Origin of the sequence: Scytonema sp. PRP1 (assembly GCF_036697665.2) — a bacterium.
In the GTDB taxonomy this organism is placed as follows: Bacteria; Cyanobacteriota; Cyanobacteriia; order Cyanobacteriales; family Nostocaceae; genus Kalymmatonema; species Kalymmatonema gypsitolerans.
On sequence record NZ_JBAHYJ020000087.1, the window covers coordinates 164,581 to 183,501 of the forward strand.

General features: G+C 44.7%; 10 protein-coding genes. 5 read left to right on the forward strand and 5 right to left on the reverse strand.

Going from position 1 to position 18,921, the window contains the following annotated elements:
• Positions 1 to 27: 27 nt before the first annotated feature.
• On the reverse strand, positions 28 to 3,567 hold the full coding sequence (gene metH, locus V5G28_RS22705) for a methionine synthase (RefSeq protein ID WP_332987714.1): 3,540 nt from the start codon (positions 3,565 to 3,567) through the stop codon (positions 28 to 30).
• 124 nt (positions 3,568 to 3,691) lie between these two features.
• Here metH and V5G28_RS22710 point away from each other — a divergent pair, with 124 nt between their 5' ends.
• Both V5G28_RS22710 and V5G28_RS22715 read left to right on the forward strand, forming a co-directional pair.
• Positions 3,692 to 3,949 (forward strand): hypothetical protein, encoded by a 258-nt coding sequence (locus V5G28_RS22710; RefSeq protein WP_332987716.1) that lies wholly within the window; start codon positions 3,692 to 3,694, stop codon positions 3,947 to 3,949.
• A gap of 801 nt (positions 3,950 to 4,750) precedes the next feature.
• Positions 4,751 to 5,467, forward strand: coding sequence for a tetratricopeptide repeat protein (locus tag V5G28_RS22715; RefSeq protein ID WP_332987717.1), 717 nt, complete (start codon positions 4,751 to 4,753; stop codon positions 5,465 to 5,467).
• A gap of 84 nt (positions 5,468 to 5,551) precedes the next feature.
• Here V5G28_RS22715 and V5G28_RS22720 read toward each other — a convergent pair whose 3' ends face one another.
• Positions 5,552 to 9,019: a two-partner secretion domain-containing protein gene (locus V5G28_RS22720; protein WP_332987719.1), complete on the reverse strand. Its 3,468-nt coding sequence runs from the start codon at positions 9,017 to 9,019 to the stop codon at positions 5,552 to 5,554.
• A 311-nt stretch (positions 9,020 to 9,330) separates the two neighbouring features.
• On the opposite strand from V5G28_RS22720, the gene V5G28_RS22725 reads away from it, so the two are divergent.
• The 3 genes from V5G28_RS22725 (at position 9,331) to V5G28_RS22735 (ending at position 14,650) form a co-directional block, all read left to right on the forward strand.
• Positions 9,331 to 9,489, forward strand: coding sequence for a hypothetical protein (locus V5G28_RS22725; RefSeq protein ID WP_332987720.1), 159 nt, complete (start codon positions 9,331 to 9,333; stop codon positions 9,487 to 9,489).
• 511 nt (positions 9,490 to 10,000) lie between these two features.
• Complete coding sequence (locus V5G28_RS22730) at positions 10,001 to 11,743, forward strand: ShlB/FhaC/HecB family hemolysin secretion/activation protein (RefSeq protein ID WP_332987722.1); 1,743 nt, start codon at positions 10,001 to 10,003, stop codon at positions 11,741 to 11,743.
• Between the two features lie 129 nt (positions 11,744 to 11,872).
• Positions 11,873 to 14,650: a CHAT domain-containing protein gene (locus V5G28_RS22735; protein ID WP_332987724.1), complete on the forward strand. Its 2,778-nt coding sequence runs from the start codon at positions 11,873 to 11,875 to the stop codon at positions 14,648 to 14,650.
• Between the two features lie 138 nt (positions 14,651 to 14,788).
• Here V5G28_RS22735 and V5G28_RS22740 read toward each other — a convergent pair whose 3' ends face one another.
• The 3 genes from V5G28_RS22740 to V5G28_RS22750 form a co-directional block, all read right to left on the reverse strand.
• A complete protein-coding gene (locus V5G28_RS22740; protein ID WP_096567158.1) occupies positions 14,789 to 16,906 on the reverse strand; it encodes a CHASE2 domain-containing serine/threonine-protein kinase in 2,118 nt (705 codons plus the stop codon).
• Positions 16,907 to 17,028: 122 nt separating this feature from the next.
• Positions 17,029 to 17,163 carry a hypothetical protein gene (locus V5G28_RS22745; RefSeq protein WP_332987726.1) on the reverse strand — a complete coding sequence of 45 codons (135 nt, stop codon included), beginning with the start codon at positions 17,161 to 17,163 and terminating at the stop codon, positions 17,029 to 17,031.
• 12 nt (positions 17,164 to 17,175) lie between these two features.
• Entirely contained in the window at positions 17,176 to 18,831 is a 1,656-nt protein-coding gene (locus tag V5G28_RS22750) for an FAD-binding oxidoreductase (RefSeq protein WP_332987728.1), read from the reverse strand.
• Positions 18,832 to 18,921 lie beyond the last annotated feature (90 nt).

The following is an 18,921-nucleotide window of genomic DNA, read 5'->3' on the forward strand; positions in this document are numbered from 1 at the left end:
GAGTTCGGAGAGGGGAGGGGGGTGAGGTTACGCGCTAAAGTACTTCGCTACTGGGTGATAAGTAATAATCGCAGTCGTAGACTGTTCAGGATAAATTTGTTCACTTTCATCCATGTACAAATTGATACGTCCTGCTTCCAACAACTCCAGCTGCTTGTACTGATCCTGAATATTCGGACAAGCCGGATACCCAAAACTATACCGCGAGCCGCGATAACGCTGTGCCAAAATATCCCGGATATTATCCGGTTCCTCAGCACTAAAGCCCAACTCACGACGAATACGGGCATGTGTCCACTCCGCCAACGCTTCCGCTACCTGCACCGCTAAGCCGTGAAAATACAGATAATCCCTGTATTGATTATCTGCAAACAACTTTTGAGCAAACTCCGTGGCAATATGCCCCACCGTCACCGCCTGCATCGGGAACACATCAATAATTCCCGACTCCTTCGGCACAAAGAAATCTGCAATACACAGCCTCCTCATAGACTTTTGCCTCGGAAACTCAAAACTTGCTCTTACCTCTGCGTCTGTGCGGTTCGTTTCATAAACATACAAAGTATTCCCCTCAGCTTGACAAGGGAAATACCCATAAATCACCTGCGGATGCAACAAATTCTCCTCAATAACCCGTTGCTTCCACTCCGACAAAATTGGATACACCTTCTCATCCAAGAAAGCCTGATATTCCTCCTTAGATTGTTCCTTCGGCTTGCGGAACTGCCATTGTCCAGCAATCAAAGCTTGTAAATCCATATGCCAGAACAGTTCTTCCAAAGGAATATCCTGCGGCTGGAGTAGCTTCGTTCCCCAGAAAGGCGGCGTCGGACGTTCGATATCCACCGCCACAGCTTCGGAACGGCGGGTATCAACTTCCTGCGGTTCTACCTTGGATGCAGAACCATTGCTGGATACAGATAGCTCAGGAGCTTCTTCTATCTGTGTTAATCTGTGTCCATCTGTGGTTTCATTCAAAAATCCCTGCAAATCATCCCACTCACCAGCCACTTTCGCTGGCATTAATTTATCCATGAAGTGCAAGTCAGAAAACGCATCTTTGCCGTAAACTACCTTACCTTTGTAAGTGTTCTGACAATCTTGATGGACAAACTTGGGAGTTAGCGCTGCACCGCCTAAAATTACCGGCACAGTAATTCCCTTCTCGTTGAAGACTTCCAAATTTTCTTTCATGAACGCGGTGGATTTCACCAGCAAGCCACTCATAGCAATACAATCAGCTTTGTGCTTTTCGTACGCGTCGATGATGTTTTCCACCGGCTGCTTAATTCCCAGGTTAATCACCTTGTAGCCGTTGTTCGACAAGATGATATCCACCAGGTTTTTACCAATGTCGTGAACATCCCCCTTCACCGTGGCAATGATAAATGTCCCTTTAGCATTGTTACCAGATTCTGACTTTTCCATGAACGGTTCTAAGTAAGCAACCGCTGCTTTCATGGTTTCCGCAGATTGTAATACGAAAGGTAGCTGCATTTGCCCAGAACCGAACAATTCACCCACCACTTTCATGCCATCTAGCAGGAAGGTGTTGATAATCTCTAGAGGGGGATATTTTTCTAAAGCTTTGGTGAGTTGTTGTTCTAAACCGATACGTTCGCCGTCGATGATGTGGCGCTTGAGGCGTTCTTCGATGGGTAGATTTTCGTCAACGCCTTTGTCGCGTTTCGTTGTCACCCCTTCAAACAGTGTTGTCAGTTGTGTTAAGGGGTCATAAACGCAGACATCGCCTTCAAACTTGCGTTCATCATAAATCAACTGGTGACAAACTTCTTGATGGCGTTCCTCAATTTTTGCCAGTGGTAAAATCTTGTTAGGGCTGACAATTGCTGCATCCATCCCAGCAGCGATCGCCTCATGCAAAAACATTGAGTTCAGTACAACCCGCGCCGCTGGGTTCAACCCGAAGGAGATATTAGAAACACCCAAAATAACATGACATCCAGGCAATTCTTGACGAATGCGGCGGATGGCTTCAATTGTGCCTTTGCCGTTGGTCCGGTCTTCTTCAATACCCGTAGAAATTGGGAGTGCTAGGGGGTCAAAGAAAATTTCGTACGCTGGGATGCCGTATTCAACTGCTTGACGATATGCACGTTGGGCGATCGCAAACTTTTTCTCAGCAGTCCGCGCCATTCCTTCTTCATCTATGGTACCAATAACGACACCAGCACCGTATTGCTTCGCAATTTCCAACACCTTCAAGAAACGCGGTTCTCCATCTTCATAGTTGGTGGAGTTGAGTAAACACTTACCTCCTGCCACTTTCAGTCCCGCTTCCATCTTTTCCCATTCGGTGGAATCGAGCATCAATGGCAGAGTGACATTATTTACCAGGCGTGAGACGAGTTCGTGCATATCCCGCACGCCGTCGCGTCCGACATAATCCACGTTCACATCCAAAATGTGTGCGCCTTCTTTGACTTGCGCCCTCGCCATTGACACCAGTCCATCCCAATCTTCGGCGTTGAGTAATTCGCGGCACTTTTTGGAACCACTGGCGTTGAGACGTTCGCCGACAATCAAGAAAGAGTTATCTTGGTCGTAAGGTTGGGTGCTGTAAATTGACGCTGCTGCTGGTTCCTGTTGAGGCTGTCTCTGTTTTGGTCTTAAGTCTTTGGCAATTTCTGCTAATTGTTGAATGTGTTCTGGACGTGTCCCACAGCAACCCCCGATCACTTGGACACCCAAATCTTCAACAAAATGCATTAATGACATCCGCAATTCCGTTGGTGTCAGGCGATAATGAGCTTGACCGCCGACGTTCTCTGGTAAACCAGCGTTGGGAATACAGGAAACCACAAAAGGCGAATGTTCCGAGAGATACTTGATATGTGGTTTCATCAAGTCTGGACCTGTGGCACAGTTCAGACCGAGAATATCAATTGGGTAAGGTTCCAGAATTGTCAGCACGGCGTTGATTTCCGTCCCCACCAGCATAGTACCCATAGATTCCATTGTGACAGAAACCATGAGCGGACGGCGATCGCCTTTTTTGGCAAAAACTTCTTCGATAGCATTCAGCGCCGCTTTGATTTGCAGCACATCTTGGCAAGTCTCAACGATGAATAAATCAACGCCACCATCCCATAGCCCTTCCGCTTGTTCAGCGAAGGATGATTTCATCGTGTCAAAATCGATATGTCCCAAAGTTGGCAGTTTCGTGGTTGGTCCCATAGAACCCGCTACAAACCGGGGTTTTTCTGGAGTGGAAAATTCTGCAGCAACGCGCTTTGCCAGTTCCGCCGCTGCTTTATTAAGTTCATACGCCTTATCTGTTAAGTCGTATTCTGCCAAGACAATCGACGCAGCGCCAAAGGTATCCGTTTCAATCACATCTGCACCAGCGGCGAGAAAGTCCCGGTGAACTTTGGCGATCGCTTCTGGCTTGGTGTAGACGAGGTACTCGTTGCAACCTTCGTACTGTGCGCCACCGAAGTCTTCAGCAGTCAGGTTTTGGGTTTGCAAGTTGGTTCCCATTGCACCGTCGAAGACGATGACTGGGTGTGTTGGACTGTGCAAGCGTTCTAAGAAGGTAGAAGTCATATTCTCCAACAGAAAATTGGGTTAGTCTTAAAATGTTCGACTACATATACTATTTTCCAGAATTTTTAGTATTTGGGAACAATCGAATGTCATCAGGGATGTATAAACTTTACGTGCATGAGGTTTGCCTCCCAGCCCTAACGAACCCCTCAGCTGTGATGTGGTTTGGTCAGATACTAGCATTCCAAAGATTACAGCACAGCCGCAACCTTCAGAAGTCGCCGTAGTTAAACCACCATCCAAACAAGCTGATGCTGTAAAAATTGTCCCTGCGACTGGTTGGGTGTTTAGCGCTAAAGCGGAAGTCACTCTCATCTCTAGTGCATCCACCAATAATCCTCACCCTTGTTTGCAAAATTCTGCTTCCTGTGCATCTCGCTAGTTTCACTTTCTCTTTAAAGGTTTAGAGCAAGCCGAACTTTAACTTTATATATATAGCCGTTTTGTATTTAGTATTATATACTACAAGGTACAATAAGAAGCTATGCCCTACCTTGTACTGTATGCAAGTGAGAACGGCTATTGTTCTTTATTGCGATCGCTCAGAAGAATCTTTGTATTCTTTTATTCTTTATTGCGTTTATTGCGATCGCTCAGAATAATCTTTGTCTTCTTTGACAGTTTTATTTCTTTCTTATAACATTTCCTTATAAATCTTTAACTAGAGAAATAGGACTTCATATATACAAAGCTGCTATTAAGATTAAAATTGAAACTAAATCTTTTCCTTGCAGGTCATTTATAAAATAAAGATTAAATTTTTACAGGGTGCCTTAGGCGCTTTCATGCAAGAGTTTTTCTTCTTGACTAAGTTTGCAGCGACGTAACGCACCATTTTAGTCTGTGCATCAGAGGATGTTAACGTACCCTATATATTTATGATGCACTTTATTTATCAACTCTCAAGTTTCTATAATGGTCTATCAGAGACTATACTGTGATACCTGCCCTAGGGTGGTAGAGCTTACCTTAGATAGAGTCATAATTTTTCCTTCGGACTAGTTCGATTTAGAGAAGTCAAATAAGACCGACTTTGGGAGAATAAGATCCTATGGCGACCTACCGCATAAAGAGTTTGGTGAAAAATCAGGTGTAATCTGGCTAAAGTATTTTCTTATCAAATCAATTATTTTTTAGTTATGTTACTTATTCAAACGCTGTGCAATGTAGTGGAGTACACCAGATGATAAAGCAAAAAATCCTTGCTACCGAACCACTGCTAACTACAGCAGGACTAATTGGTACGGGTGTTCTCCAATCGGCAGAAGCCAGTACAGTTGAAGAAAAGCCTCTGGTGGGAAAATATATAAAAGACTTTCATAGCTCTAGTAGCACTGTTGGGAATGATTTTGCAGCAGTACTTGTGACAGTTGGAATTATATTAGCCCTAGGCTCGACTGTTTGTGTAGTACATAAAGCTCTTAATTCGAGTCTTAATTCGAGCAAGCCTTCTTCAAGCACCGCAGATTCTGTGCGTACAGCAGAAGAGAAACATATACCTGCTACTACAGAAAATACTACATCTAGTAGTCAACAGATTACTCCGGCTACATACATTGAAAAAGCTTATACTTCCTGGCGACAAGGAGATGTTCAACAAGCGGTTGCTGAATTGAATAATGCAATTCGTCTTCATCCCCAGAATGCTTACCTCTATACTGAACGAGCTAAGTTTCGTCGCAAGAATCTAGGGGACAAAGAGGGCGCACTTGAGGATTACACCCAAGCTATTCATCTCCATCCTGACAACGCCCTTTTCTACCTTTGGCGCAGTCAGCTTTACCATGAAATAGGGGATATGTTAAAAGCCATGACAGATTATAACACAGCTATTCGTCTTGCGCCTGACGACACCGTATATCACTTCTCGCCAACAAGCGTAAACTCACTAACACGCTGAGCGAATCAGTTATCAGTGAACAGTGAACAGTGAACACCCAGAATAATTACAGAATAATTAACTGATAACTGATAATATATTGTTTCACCGTTGAGCGCAGCTAGTAGCACTAGACCCGGAATTGGCAGCACTTGACGTATGAGAGATCAGCGTGACTTGACCCTTACCGTTGAACACCCAACCAGTGGCGGGTACAATTGCCACAGCTTCAGGTTTAGAAGTTGGTTTTGCGCTGGGTGTCTGCTGTCGATCTTGCCGCGCTGTGGTAGCTGGCAAACGAGTATCTGACCAAACGACATCAGTAGTGAGGGGTTCGTATGGGGTAGGAGGCAAACCGCCGCGTCCGGTAACGGTAAATTGATTGCCTTCTCTGTTAGCAAGGGCACCACAGCTAGTGTCAATTAAGTTTGAGGTATCGACGACTACTGTGGGCAGTTCCACTAATTCAAAATTAAAATCTGTTTCTACAGTTCTTACCGACTGGCTGACGTCAGGATTTTGTTGAGAAAACGCCGTGATGTCATTTGTTTGTAGGTTAACTGGGTTTAGTTGGGTTGGATCAGTTGTTCCCAACAACCTCGCTATGTCTGTTCCACTGCGTAGTGCAAACCCAAATATACCAGTAGTATTGATAGTTATATTACCACCGCTGCCACTAAAAGCATTGGCGGTGATGTCGCTATTTTCATTGGGAACAGCGACGACAAAGCCATTGGGAGCCTGGATATTGATGTTACCGCCATCGCCAGGTTGTTGTGCAGTACCCGCAGTGGCGGAAATTGTACTTTGATTGCGTAAGAGTAAGAAATCTTTGACTGTTAAGAATACATTCCCACCGTTACCCGAGTTGGTGGTAGCTGTAATGCTTCCTTGATTGTTTAGGTTGATAGAGCGAGCGTTGATTTCTAGGTTACCTGCTGCCTGCTCTTTTCCTTCACTCCTGACACTCACCGTACCCCTATCCCTGACAATCAACTTGCCAGTGTCAATGCTCAACAAACCTCCATTACCTGTGCTTCGGAATGTACTTGCAGCACTAATTTCACTATTACGCGGCTCCTCAGAGTCTCTAAATTGTGCGCCTGGGGCTGTACCAAAAACTTCTATAGATTCAGTCGCACGAATTCGCAATGATCCTGCATTGCCCACCCCTTGAGTAGTTGTTGTGACTACTCCGCCATTTCTGACTGTCAAGCGATTCGTTTCAATTTTTGCGCTACCTCCGTTACCTTTAGGTGGTTGCGTAGCTGAACGGGTACTTCTAACACCAGCAAATATACCTGTAGGATAGTAAGTATATCTGGGTTGAGAAGTTTCAAATATGTCTATTTCCGAAGCATTAATGAACAAATCTCCAGCATCGCCTTGACCAAAAGTAGCAACTTGCACTTTGGCTCCATTACTGATACTCAAGCGCCCTGTTTCGATGTTCAGCGTACCCCCACGACCGCTACCTTGTGAGTTTACCTGAGCAAACAAGCCAGCAGGATATTCATCAACTTCATCAAACAAGTATCCGCTCAGTTCTATTGATTCAGAAGCGTTAACTGTGAGAATTCCTGCATCTCCTTGACCAAAAGTCGTAGTTCCTACTTGTGAATCTTTGACAACCAAACGCCGAGTGTTGATAGTTAAATTTCCTGCATTTCCTGTGCCATAAGTGTCAGCTTCCAAGTCGCTGCCATTTTTACCATCAATTCTGGTGTCAATTACTTGCACTTCCTGTAAGGCATTCACCGTTAAATTTCCACCCTTGCCCGCACCATAAGTGTTAGCACTGACAGATGCCCCATCCCCCACTAGCAGCACAGGTGTGTTAATCGTCAGATTTCCCGCTGTCGCCTCTTTTGACTCTGAATCAGTATCGCTAGACAATGAAGCTCTTCGACCATTAGCAGCAGTGCCAATCACTTCCACCTTTTCAGAAGCATTCACCGTTAAATTTCCTCCTTTGCCCGCACCAAAAGTCCTAGCACTGACAATTGCTCCATCCTTCACTTGCAGCACAGGTGTGTTAATCGTCAAGTCTCCTGCCGTCCCTGTTGCGTTTGGATCAGCTTGAGTAAACAAGCCACTCGAAAACCGACCATTGGCGGAAGTGCCAATCACTTCCACCGTTTTAGAAGCATCTACCGTCAACTTTCCTCCGTTCCCTGCACCAAAAGTGCCAGCACTGACCTGTGCTCCATTCTCCAGTTGCAGAGTACCAGTCTTAATTGTGAGGTCTCCTGCATTCCCGGTAGCATTTTGGCGAACTTGTGCGCTCAAGTAGCTGTTTGAAAGTTTGACAGAGTCAGCAATGACAGACAAATTTCCTCCCTGACCTGCACCAAAAGTGCTAGCTCTAACCTGTGAGGCATTTTCCAGTTGCAGAGTACCAGTGTTAATCGTCAGGTCTCCCCCTGCCCCTGCACCAAATGTGCTAGCACTGACAATTGCTCGGTCTAGAACTTGCAGCACAGGTGTGTTAATCGTTAGGTCTCCCCCCGCCCCTGTGGCACCTTCGTAAACTTCAACAAATAAGCCACTGCCAGGATTACTTACTTCCACCAATTCACTAGCGTTCAGTGCCACAGTTCCTCCAGGCTGTAATCCGAGAGTACTTGCCTCAATCTGGGAACCCCCTTTAAGGGTGACGCGCCTACCTGTTAACAGGACATCGCCACCGCCTGCACCAGAAGCATCAACCGTTGCCTGGCTGGATAGTTCAATATTGCCAAAGTTTTGCCCGGCGGCATAACCCAAGGCAAAGCCTTTGTTGATGGGCGTGAGGCTAACTAAACCTTCACCTGCAACACTGCCCAATTCTATCCGTCCCCCAGCAGTTTTGAGCGTTGCTCCTTCTAAGCTGACATCACCACCCACCAAAGCTAGGGTTTGATTCTCAGGCACCCGCACAGCAGCCTGATTATTGTCAATAATCGGATCATTGAAACTCCTTACACCTTGACCATCGCCTTGCACCTGAATCTTTTGCGGATTTGCCCCAAATTGCAAACCAAGGGGAACGCTGATTGTCAGTAGCGGTGTAGTTTGAGTATTCTTGGCACTAAACTCAAAGCCATCCGCAAATTTGATGCTGTTTGCTGTACTTGCAACAAATGAACCGCGAATATCCAAACGGGCATTTTGTCCAAAGACGATGCCATTAGGATTCAGTAGAAACAGGTTGGCATTCCCTTGCAAAACTTTGATTAAACCATCAATATTTGAGACTGATGAACCTGTGACTCGGCTAATGATGTTGTTAATATCAACTGCATTGTTAAAGTGAGCTTCGCTACCATTGATAACGGAAAAATCTTTGAAGCTGTGGAACAGGTTATTTCCTCTTTGGGTTCCGCCAGTGATATTAAAGATATTCCCGTTGATGTTGATGGTGGAATTATTGGGTAGAGTCCCATCAGGGGTAATTTGATTAGGGGGGATTTGAGCGATTGCCGAAGGCACTGGGCTTTGCCCAATCGCACACTTTGCCCAGCCAGCGTACGCACTAGCGATGATCATCCCCAGCCCTAAGTACCAACCCCAACAAGTACTCTTTCTGGACATAGCACCCTCCTCCAACAATGCAGGTGTTATTAACTGCACGAAACGAACGATTACTACTAGTAAATAAACAACTTTTTAGATAAAGAGGAAAGCTAAATCTATAAAACTTATCGATGTTTCACCTATCTATAGAAAGATTCTTTTGAAACATTCTTCAAAATTTTTAACAAAAATTTTCAAGCTCCAGGATATACTGCCAGCATTACTTATACCAGTTGCAACTACAAACTTGCTCAAGTTCAGGCAATAAGTGAAAGTACTGAAGTATCATAGGGAGACCTGACTGATATGGCTGGAGGCTGGAGACAGAAGTGCAATCGGTTGGGGTTATAAAAACCAGCGAAGAAATTGTGATCGTACCTGCTACCGGCTGGGTATTCAACGGCAAACGGCAAGTTACCCTGATTTCTCATGCATCTGGTGCTACTCCTGAGCGTTTGAGTACTGCTACTAGTTGCATACAGCCGTGAAAATACCAGGTTACCCTGCTGCCTAACACGGTAGAATTGCGTAAATCTGTTTTTAGCAGTAAGATACTACCGTTGAGATAATTTTTAAGGGATTTCTATCCCTATTGAGTAAAATTGTTTATATTTTCTTTAACAAGAAACCGCATTCTGTTGGAATACACTATAGTCATTATTTATATCGTTTCTGCTGTTTGTGCAACAGCGAAAACTAGTAATGTAGTGTAGGAAAACCTCACACTAAGTAGCAGATATAAGGGCTTTTCTGCGTCCACAAGGAAACAGGCTTTCCTCAAAAACCCCTTTAGGGTAGAGAACATCTCTCATCCTAATGTTGTGCTAACTGTAGCAACGACTCATTGGGCTTTTAAAGAAAGCCAATGTGTCCTTATGACTAACTTTGCTACAACCGTTTATCTCTGTGACCTTCCGGCATCTGCTTGTTGTTATGCTAAATAAAAGCGTCCCAAGTTTCTATCACAACTGGCATTCGTCCAGCCTATTTATACTCACCATGATGCTATTTAGCAGCTGGCAGCAACAGCCGTTGTCAGCACAAACGGTGAATACGCTGGCTGTTCCTCAGCCAGGATTGGAAACTGCCCAAACCGAACCTCCATCAGACATCTTCAACCGACCAGAACGAGAAAATCCTCCCCTACTACCCGAAACACCTCCAGTCCTCCCACCTCCAGAAAACTTACTTCCATCTCCTCCCAGTCCCCAAGGAGTTCCGAATGCTTTTCCTGGAACTATCCAAGTTGAGCGTTTTGAAGTGGTTGGTAGCACAGTATTCAGCCGTGAAAAACTAGCTGAGGCAACCAAAAAATTCATCAACAGACCGATTACCTTTGCTGAATTGCTCCAGGCTTCTGAAGCTATAACGAAACTTTACAGCGACAAAGGTTACGTCACCTCTGCAGCTTTCCTTCCAGCAGAGCAAACCTACAACGTTAAAGGAAGTGTCGTTAAAATTCAGGTTGTGGAAGGTCGCTTGGAAAATATCCAGGTTAGAGGGTTGAAGCGGTTGAACCCCAACTATATTCGCAGCCGTTTGCAGATCGCGACTGGTAAACCCCTGAACTTGAATAGATTGCTAGAAGCACTGCGACTGCTTCAGCTCAATCCATTAATTCAAAATATCTCTGCGGAACTTGCAGCTGGCTCAACACTTGGTGGTAACGTGCTAGATGTCACGGTGACGGAGGCAAAAACATTTTCTGCCCAAATTAGCTTAGACAACAATCGTAACCCTAGTATTGGGAGCTTTCAGCGGCAAATCCAACTTAACCAAGCCAACCTGCTGGGACAAGGAGATAGTTTAAGTGTCGGCTACGCCAATACTGATGGTAGCAACGATGTCGAAGCCCGCTATACCTTTCCTATAAATGCCTATAATGGAACGCTGGAATTTGCCTATAACTATACAGACAGCAGTGTTATTGAAAAACCCTTTGATGTATTAGATATCGAAGGAACCTCACAAGATTTTGCTTTAACACTACGTCAACCAATAGTGCAAACCCCCACCGAAGAATTTGCCCTCGGGCTGAGTATAAATCGGCGGGAAAGTGACGTTGGCTATTTGGAATCGCTCATCGGTTTCCGGCAGGGATTTCCTCAACCAGGAGCTAATAGGAATGGAGAAACTCGCTTATCAATACTGCGGTTTTTTCAAGAGTGGACTCAGCGCAGTAGTCAACAAGTGCTAGCGGCGCGATCGCAATTTAGCTTTGGCTTAGATGTCTTCGATGCTACCAGCAACAACAGCGGACCAGATGGTAGCTTTTTTTCCTGGCGAGGACAGGCACAGTGGGTGCGGCTTTTAGCTCGAGATACCATAGTGCTACTCCGTGCAGATGCTCAAATAGCCGACAGACCATTAGTTCCTTTAGAGCAGTTTGGTTTGGGAGGACAACGCACGGTACGCGGCTATCGTCAAGACCTGCTGTTAACAGATAATGCTTTTTTAGCTTCTGCTGAATTAAGGTATCCTATTTTACGAATTCCCCAAGTGGGTGGCATATTACAAATTACTCCATTTGTTGACTATGGAACAGCCTCGAATCAGTATGGAAACCCCAATATCGACCCTAGTAACCTCGCTTCCGTAGGAGTAGGATTACTGTGGCAAAGCAATAATTTAACTGCCAGATTTGACTACGGCATTCCTCTTGTGTATGTCAGATCACGCGATGATGAAAGTTTACAAGAGAAGGGTCTATATTTTTCCATTGTTTATACTCAATCATTTTAATAGTTCTCAGTTGGGTAGATGGGTAGACCAAGCGAATTTACTACCCACGGCGCACGGCGCGGCTGGTACTGGTTGAATAATAACCACCACTCATAACCACCACTATAAAAATCAAATGTTTAACAGCTTATGTCTAGACTTATTCTTCTAGCTGCAATTGCCCAAATTGCAGTTGCTACAAGCCCACTTGTGGCAGCTGATCGCGGTAATTATCCCCATCAACAAAGCCAGCCGACTTACTTAGTACAGCAAAGGGATGGCAGACAACTGTTGCAGCAAGGCTTGCAACTCTACCAGACAGAACAGTTCTCAAGGTCTGTGCAGATTTTACAACAAGCAGCTAAAACATTTCAAACTCAAGGCGATTTCCTGAATCAAGTCTTAGCATTAAACTATGCCGCATTGGCATATCAGCAGCTGGGACAGTTACCCCAAGCAAACACAGCCATAGCACAGAGTTTGGATCTGTTACAAAAAAATCGGGGAAATTCTAAAGAATACATAAAAGTTCGCGCCCAGACACTTAATAACTTAGGTCAGATTCAACTAGCCGAAGGGAAATCTGAAAAAGCTCTTGCCAGTTGGGAGGAAGCAACTAGCCTCTACGCTAAAATCCGGGATTCAGAAGGCGAGATTGGTAGCAAAATGAACCAGGTTCAGGCACTGCAAGCGTTAGGGCTTTACCGTCGCGCTCGCCTAAACTTAACAGATATAAATAAACTGCTGCAGGCACAACCCGACTCTCTGCTTAAGGCAAAAGGACTGTTGAGCTTGGGTAATGCTCTACGAGTCGTGGGAGTTTTAGACCAGACACCACAGGAACAGCAACAGCAACAGCAACAGAAACAGCCACAGCCACAGGAAATAGAAAACTTTGGTTCCAAACAAGCTTTAGAGCAAAGTAAGGATGTAGCTTCTAAACTCAACTCTAGAGAACTCGTATCACAAATTTACCTGAGTTTGGGAAACACAGCCCAAGCGTTGCAAAGAACTGATGAAGCAATGGAGGATTACCGACAAGCTGCTGCGTCTTCTGCTTCGCCGACAACTCGGGTGGTGGCGCAAATTAATCAACTGCGGTTATCTTTACAAGAGCCACAACAACAGCCCAAAGAAGTCGGGCAAAAGGTTTCTTACCAAAATTTGCAGCAAACTTTATTGCCTGAAATTCAATCTCAGCTTGACAGCTTAGCACCTAGTCGTAAGACGGTTTATGCGAGGATTAATTATGCCCAAACTCTGGCTTGTCTGAGGCAAAAAAGTGAGGCAAGAGGAACGGCAATAAATGCAACAAGTGTAAATTGCCCCAAACACCAGACATCGGCAGAAAATATCACAACAAACAACATTCCAGAATGGAAGGCGATCGCCCAAATAGTGGCAACAGCTGTTGAGCAAGCCAAAAGCCTGGAAGATAAGCGTGCTGAAGCTTATGCCTTGGGGACTTTGGGCGGACTGTACGAGCAGACTCAGCAGTGGAATGATGCACAAAAACTCACTCAGCAAGCCTCAGCACTAGCTGAAAATATTCCAGCACCGGATATTGGCTATCGTTGGCAGTGGCAGTTGGGCCGTATTTTGAAAACTAGAGGAGATGAAACAGCGGCGAAAGCAGCATACACCAAAGCTGTTAGTAACCTCAAGTCTATACGCGGCGATTTAGTTGCCATGCGCGAGGTGCAATATTCTTTTCAAGAAGAAGTTGAGCCAATCTATCGCGAACTGGTGAGTTTGTTGTTGCAGTCAGGAAATAAGCAACCCAGCCAAGATGACCTTAGCACAGCTAGAAATGTCATAGAATCACTGAAAGTAGCAGAGTTAGACAACTTCTTCCGCAGAGCTTGTGTAGACACAACACCAGTGCAGATTGACCAAATTGATCGCACAGCAGCAGTCATTTATCCAGTGATTTTAGCGGATCGCCTGGAAGTTATCGTCTCCCTGCCTTCCTCCTCAACCAAACAGAAACAGAATCAGAATCAGGACTTACGTCATTACACAAAGAATCTACCCCAAAACCAAGTTGAAGACAAGCTGGAGGAACTGCGGCAAAAATTAGAAACCCGCCAGACTCCAGAGTTTCTGGTTCCGTCCCAAGAAGTTTATCAATGGATCATTCAACCAATTGAATCGGAATTGGAAAAACGCCAAATCAAAAACTTGGTGTTTGTCTTGGATGGTCCGATGCGAAGCATCCCTATGGCGGCGTTGTATGATGGAAAGAGCTATCTTGTCGAGAAATATAATATTGCTTTGACACCAGGTTTAGAGCTATTAAACCCCCAACCTTTTGCACGTACTGAACGGCGAACTATTGCAGGTGGACTCAGCGAAGCTAGGCAAAACTTTCCAGCACTCCCTGCTGTCAAACGTGAACTTGAGGAAATCGAATCAACAGTTCGTCAGAGTGAGGTGCTGCTTGATAAGCAATTTACCACCGAAGCTATTAAAGAGGCTGTTAAGTCCTTGAATGCACCAGTAGTTCACCTGGCAACTCATGGTCAGTTTAGTTCTAAGGCAGAAGATACCTTCATTTTGACATTTGATGGTCGCGTCAAGGTCAACGAGTTGAGTGAGTTACTCAAAACTAGAGCAACCAACCAACGAGGTGCAATTGAGCTACTTGTTCTGAGTGCTTGCTCAACGGCTGCAGGAGACAATCGAGCCGCATTGGGGATTGCTGGAGTTGCTATCCAGGCTGGGGCACGTAGTACATTAGCGTCACTTTGGGTTGTAGATGATCAAGCAACTGCTGACATCATGGGTGAGTTTTACAAACAGTTAAGCAGACCCGATATCAGTAAAGCACAAGCCTTAAAGGATGCTCAACTGTCCTTGTTGAAGAATCCTTCGTACAACCATCCGTATTATTGGGCACCCTATGTTTTGGTAGGCAACTGGCTATAAAGAGGATTGGGGGTTAGGGATTAGGGACCAAACAATTCAAAAGTCAAAAGTCAAAAGTAAAATTCTTTTTTTGAATTTTGAATTTTGAATTTTGACTTCCCCGAAGGGGTGGTCCCCAATCCCCAGTCCCAAGTCAGGTTAGAAACTTTGCAGAGCATATAAAACTTCTTCTACTGATTGGTATCGCTTTTGGAAGTCAAAGCACACCATTTTGTCTAAAACCCCAGCTAATTCTTGCGTAGTTTCTGCAAAATGTCGCCAAACAAGTTCTGTAGTAGAGTCTCGTTCGAGGTATTTAGCTGGTGTCCCAGTTAAAGCTTGGATAGCAATCATTCCTAAAGCATAGATATCGCTATTCAGCCTTGGCTGTCCCATAAACTGCTCAGGAGGTGCATACCCTACAGTACCCACTGCTACTGTAGGGTTCTCTGTTGGGTGCTGAGGCTGAATTTGTTTGACAGCGCCAAAGTCAATCAGCACAATTCGTTGATCTTTTTCTCGACGCATCAAGTTGCTAGGTTTTATATCTCGATGGATGACACCGTGAGTATGAACAAACTCTAATATCTGCAAAACATCATTCAGGAAATCCACCACTTGAGCATCAGAAAAGCGTTTACCGGGAATCAGTTCTTCATTTAAACAATGCCCTTGAATATACTCTTGTACAAGGTAAAATTGCCTATTTTCTTCAAAATAAGCCATCAATTGTGGAATCTGCTCGTGTTGACCCAAAACTTCTAAAATTTCTGCTTCACTTTTAAAAAGACGTCTTGCTACATCTAAAAAGACCTCATCTTTACGAGCAGGTTGCAAGTACTTGACCACACATTGAGGATTCCCAGGGCGATGAGTATCTTCAGCCAGATAGGTATAACTAAATCCTCCACAACCAAGCAATTCAACGATTTTATAACGCTTATTCAGTATTGCTTGTAGTTGTAAGCCATCGCTCATTCCCGCTTGTGTCTGCGTTCCCTGACTTCCACCGTCCCGCAGCAGCGCTTGCAATAGCGAGATGGTTTCCTTTTGCTCTTGAATCTGCAAGGCAACTTTTTCTTTCTGTTGCTTGTTTTGGAATGCCGTGTAAGCAACAACACCCGCTTCCGCCACAAGAAACCCTAAAATCGGAGAGACTATCGGTACCCACCCTGCCTGAGTCAAGATAGCAAAACAGCTTAAAACCAGTATCCCTAAGGAAGTGATCGTTGCTAGCCCCAAATAGAGTGGATGCTGAATGCGCCACGCTACCACTCCACCTACTAAAGTCCAGCCCCACATCCAGAGAATTTGTCCCCATTCAGGAAAAAACCAAAAAAGTCGTCGTTGGTTTGAAACGGCATCCAGAATTTGACTGACTACGTGAGCATGGATGATAACTCCAGGCATTTTGCCGGAATTATCCTGTAAACCACCGCTATAAGGTGTGACGCGAATGTCTTGGGAACTGGGTGCAGTTGTGCCAATCAAGACAATACGGTTTTTTACCAAACTAGGATTAATGCGGTTCTCTAGCACATCTGTTATGCTGACTTGCTGAGCAATGCTTTTCTTTGAACGGTAGTTGAGTAATATTTGAAAACCTCGGGTATCTATATTTCGGTACCCTCCTGAATGAGGTTCTAGAGGTTGAAACAGGGTATTACCCAGTTGCATTCCTTTGTCGATGAATTTTGGTTCAATCCTTAAGTAATTGAGAGCCAGTTGAAATCCAAGGGAAGCAGGAGTTGCACATTTTGACTTCTCATCTGGGGAAACAATAAGTAGATTGCGGCGAATCACCCCATCTCGATCTTCCAACAGATCCGCGAATCCTACGCCTTCGGGTGCTACACCTTCTGGAGGTGGTACAGCAGGCTCCCTTTCATCACCAAGTTTGCAAATGCTCACAATCTGCGAACTCTGTTTGAGGCGTGTCAGGAGCTTTTTGTGACCTGGCTCCACTGGTACATCACGAAAAAAGTCTAAACCGATAACTTTTGCTTGATATTGCTCTAGCTTGCTCAAGACTGTACTCAAAACATTGCCATTGGGCGATGACTGCTTTAATTTTTGGATGTCATTTTCAGTAAACGCCACAATCAGAAGGCGAGGATCTGGATTCACATCTGCACGCCTTTGCATCATCTGGTCAAAAGCTATTAATTCTGGGTGCTCTAGTACTCCCAACTGTTGAGCCGTAACCAGCAACACACCTACAATTGCGCTAGCAAAAACCGCAGGCTGTGTCAGTAGATTTCTTAAACTAGCAAGCATAAGCAATTATCAATTTAATATAAAAAAAATTATTATATTTCTTTGACTGTTATAAATTTTCAACAAAAGTGCGATTTGTAGGCAGGCGGCTCTTAAAGGGAGCATCCTCCAAAAAGCGGGAACTACGTGCGATTAGCTTTGCCACTGCGCGGTTCGGCTGATCTCACCGTCGAAGCTTCACGGCGAAGTCTCGGGCGATCGCCCAAAAGATCATAGCAGTTCGGAGCTTTCCTTTTCCAGGGTTTGCGTGTTTCCATTGTTCCATATCATTATGCATCAATGACAACTCGTCCAATAGGGTAAGAGATGCAAGTCAGAATGTAGCCTTCCTGACGTTCACTCTCTTCCAAGCCTTCAGGTTCGCCTTCTAAATCGACTTGTCCGTGTAACTTCAACTTCTTGCAGCTACCACACACTCCAGAACGGCAACTATTGCGAATTTTTAATCCCTGCTGTTCAGCCAAATTGAGAATTGATTCTTCCCCATCACTGCTGACTTCTATTCCTGACCTAGAGAAAAGAACAGAACATTGGCTGGTGCGATATCTTGCAGCATCGCTCACACTTGAGTCAGAAACAGTTTCTCGTGGCAGATGTATAAAATTATGTTTTGAGTTATACTCAATATCACGGCTGACAATATGAGGCGAACTGTCCACCACAGTCTGTTTGTGCATGGAAATGGTAGATTTGGAAGTCTTACGCACAGGTCCAAAGCTTTCCTCATGGTAGTTTTGCATTGGATAACCAAGAGCTTGCAACATCGCTTTGACGTTGTCCATAAAACCGTGTGGACCACAGACATACACACTACGCTCCCGAAAATCCGGTGCCACAACTTGGAGCATGGTTGCATCCAACCTGCCAGTTAAACCAAACCATGTCTGTCCGGGTTCTCTACGAGTCGTGGAAACCGCCAGATGAAAATTCTGATGTCGTGCTGACATCAGTTCTAGTTCCTGCCGGAAAATGAAATCACGCGGAGTACGAGCACTGTGGAAAAATATTATATCACAATCAGAACCAGTGTCACACACCCACCGGGACATGGACATCATCGGTGTGATACCGACACCTGCGCTTAAAAATAAGATTTTTGGGAAGGGGTTGGCTAAGCAGCTAAACTTGCCTACTGGTCCTGAGAGCTTTATTTTACTGCCAATGGTGATATTATCGTGCAACCACTGAGAAACTAAACCCTCTGGTTCAGCCAATGGCGAAGCGGAAGGAGGAGGAATACGTTTGATGGTGATTTCTAAGGTATGGGGACGAGAGGGGCTTGATGAAATGGTGTAGGAACGCGAAACCTGTTTGCCATTGATTTCCAGTTTGATGGTGACAAACTGACCTGGTTTATAAGTAAACAATACCGGAGGATCTGCCACAAAGCGAAAGGTTTTGACATCATCTGTTTCATCGATCACACTTATGCAGGTTACTGTTAACTCTCCCTTTACCCAGCGTTGCAACTCGGTTGGTTCTAGCATCGCTAGAGGCATATATTTCTTGGCAGAGACAGGAGAAGATAGTGGTACTGCCTGAGAGTTCGGCTGACGAAGACTGAGTTGTTCTCCTTTTTTTTCAACAACTGTTTTGTCTTCTTGTGACCCAATTTGTGAAATCATCAGGACAAAGCGACCGATTTGAATCGTGTCGCTTGGGTTGAGCTGGTAATCCTGATTGATTTGCACCTTTTCGCCATTAATCCGGGAACCACCCCTGCTACCTAAATCAGCAAAATAATAATTTCCATTTTTCATGGAAACTTTTCCATGCATCCGGCTGACTTCAGCACTGTCTAGAACTAAATCACAGTTTACAAAGCGACCAATCAGGCACTCATGATTTGGCTTGGTTTCTGGTTTTAAGTCTACCTCTTTTAGCTGGTCTGGTGTATTAGGATCTACTAGCTTGATTTTGAGCATACTTAATGTGTATTTAAAAACGTTAATGTTAATAATGAATATAAATTTTCTTTGTCTTTAGCAATATACTCATATCCACCCTAGCTCGTG

Coding starts and splice junctions, on each gene's coding strand:
- metH (WP_332987714.1), bottom strand. CDS start 3,567: ATGACTTCTACCTTCTTAGAACGCTTGCACAGTCCAACACACCCAGTC.
- V5G28_RS22715 (WP_332987717.1), top strand. CDS start 4,751: ATGATAAAGCAAAAAATCCTTGCTACCGAACCACTGCTAACTACAGCA.
- V5G28_RS22720 (WP_332987719.1), bottom strand. CDS start 9,019: ATGTCCAGAAAGAGTACTTGTTGGGGTTGGTACTTAGGGCTGGGGATG.
- V5G28_RS22730 (WP_332987722.1), top strand. CDS start 10,001: ATGATGCTATTTAGCAGCTGGCAGCAACAGCCGTTGTCAGCACAAACG.
- V5G28_RS22735 (WP_332987724.1), top strand. CDS start 11,873: ATGTCTAGACTTATTCTTCTAGCTGCAATTGCCCAAATTGCAGTTGCT.
- V5G28_RS22740 (WP_096567158.1), bottom strand. CDS start 16,906: ATGCTTGCTAGTTTAAGAAATCTACTGACACAGCCTGCGGTTTTTGCT.
- V5G28_RS22745 (WP_332987726.1), bottom strand. CDS start 17,163: ATGGAAACACGCAAACCCTGGAAAAGGAAAGCTCCGAACTGCTATGAT.
- V5G28_RS22750 (WP_332987728.1), bottom strand. CDS start 18,831: ATGCTCAAAATCAAGCTAGTAGATCCTAATACACCAGACCAGCTAAAA.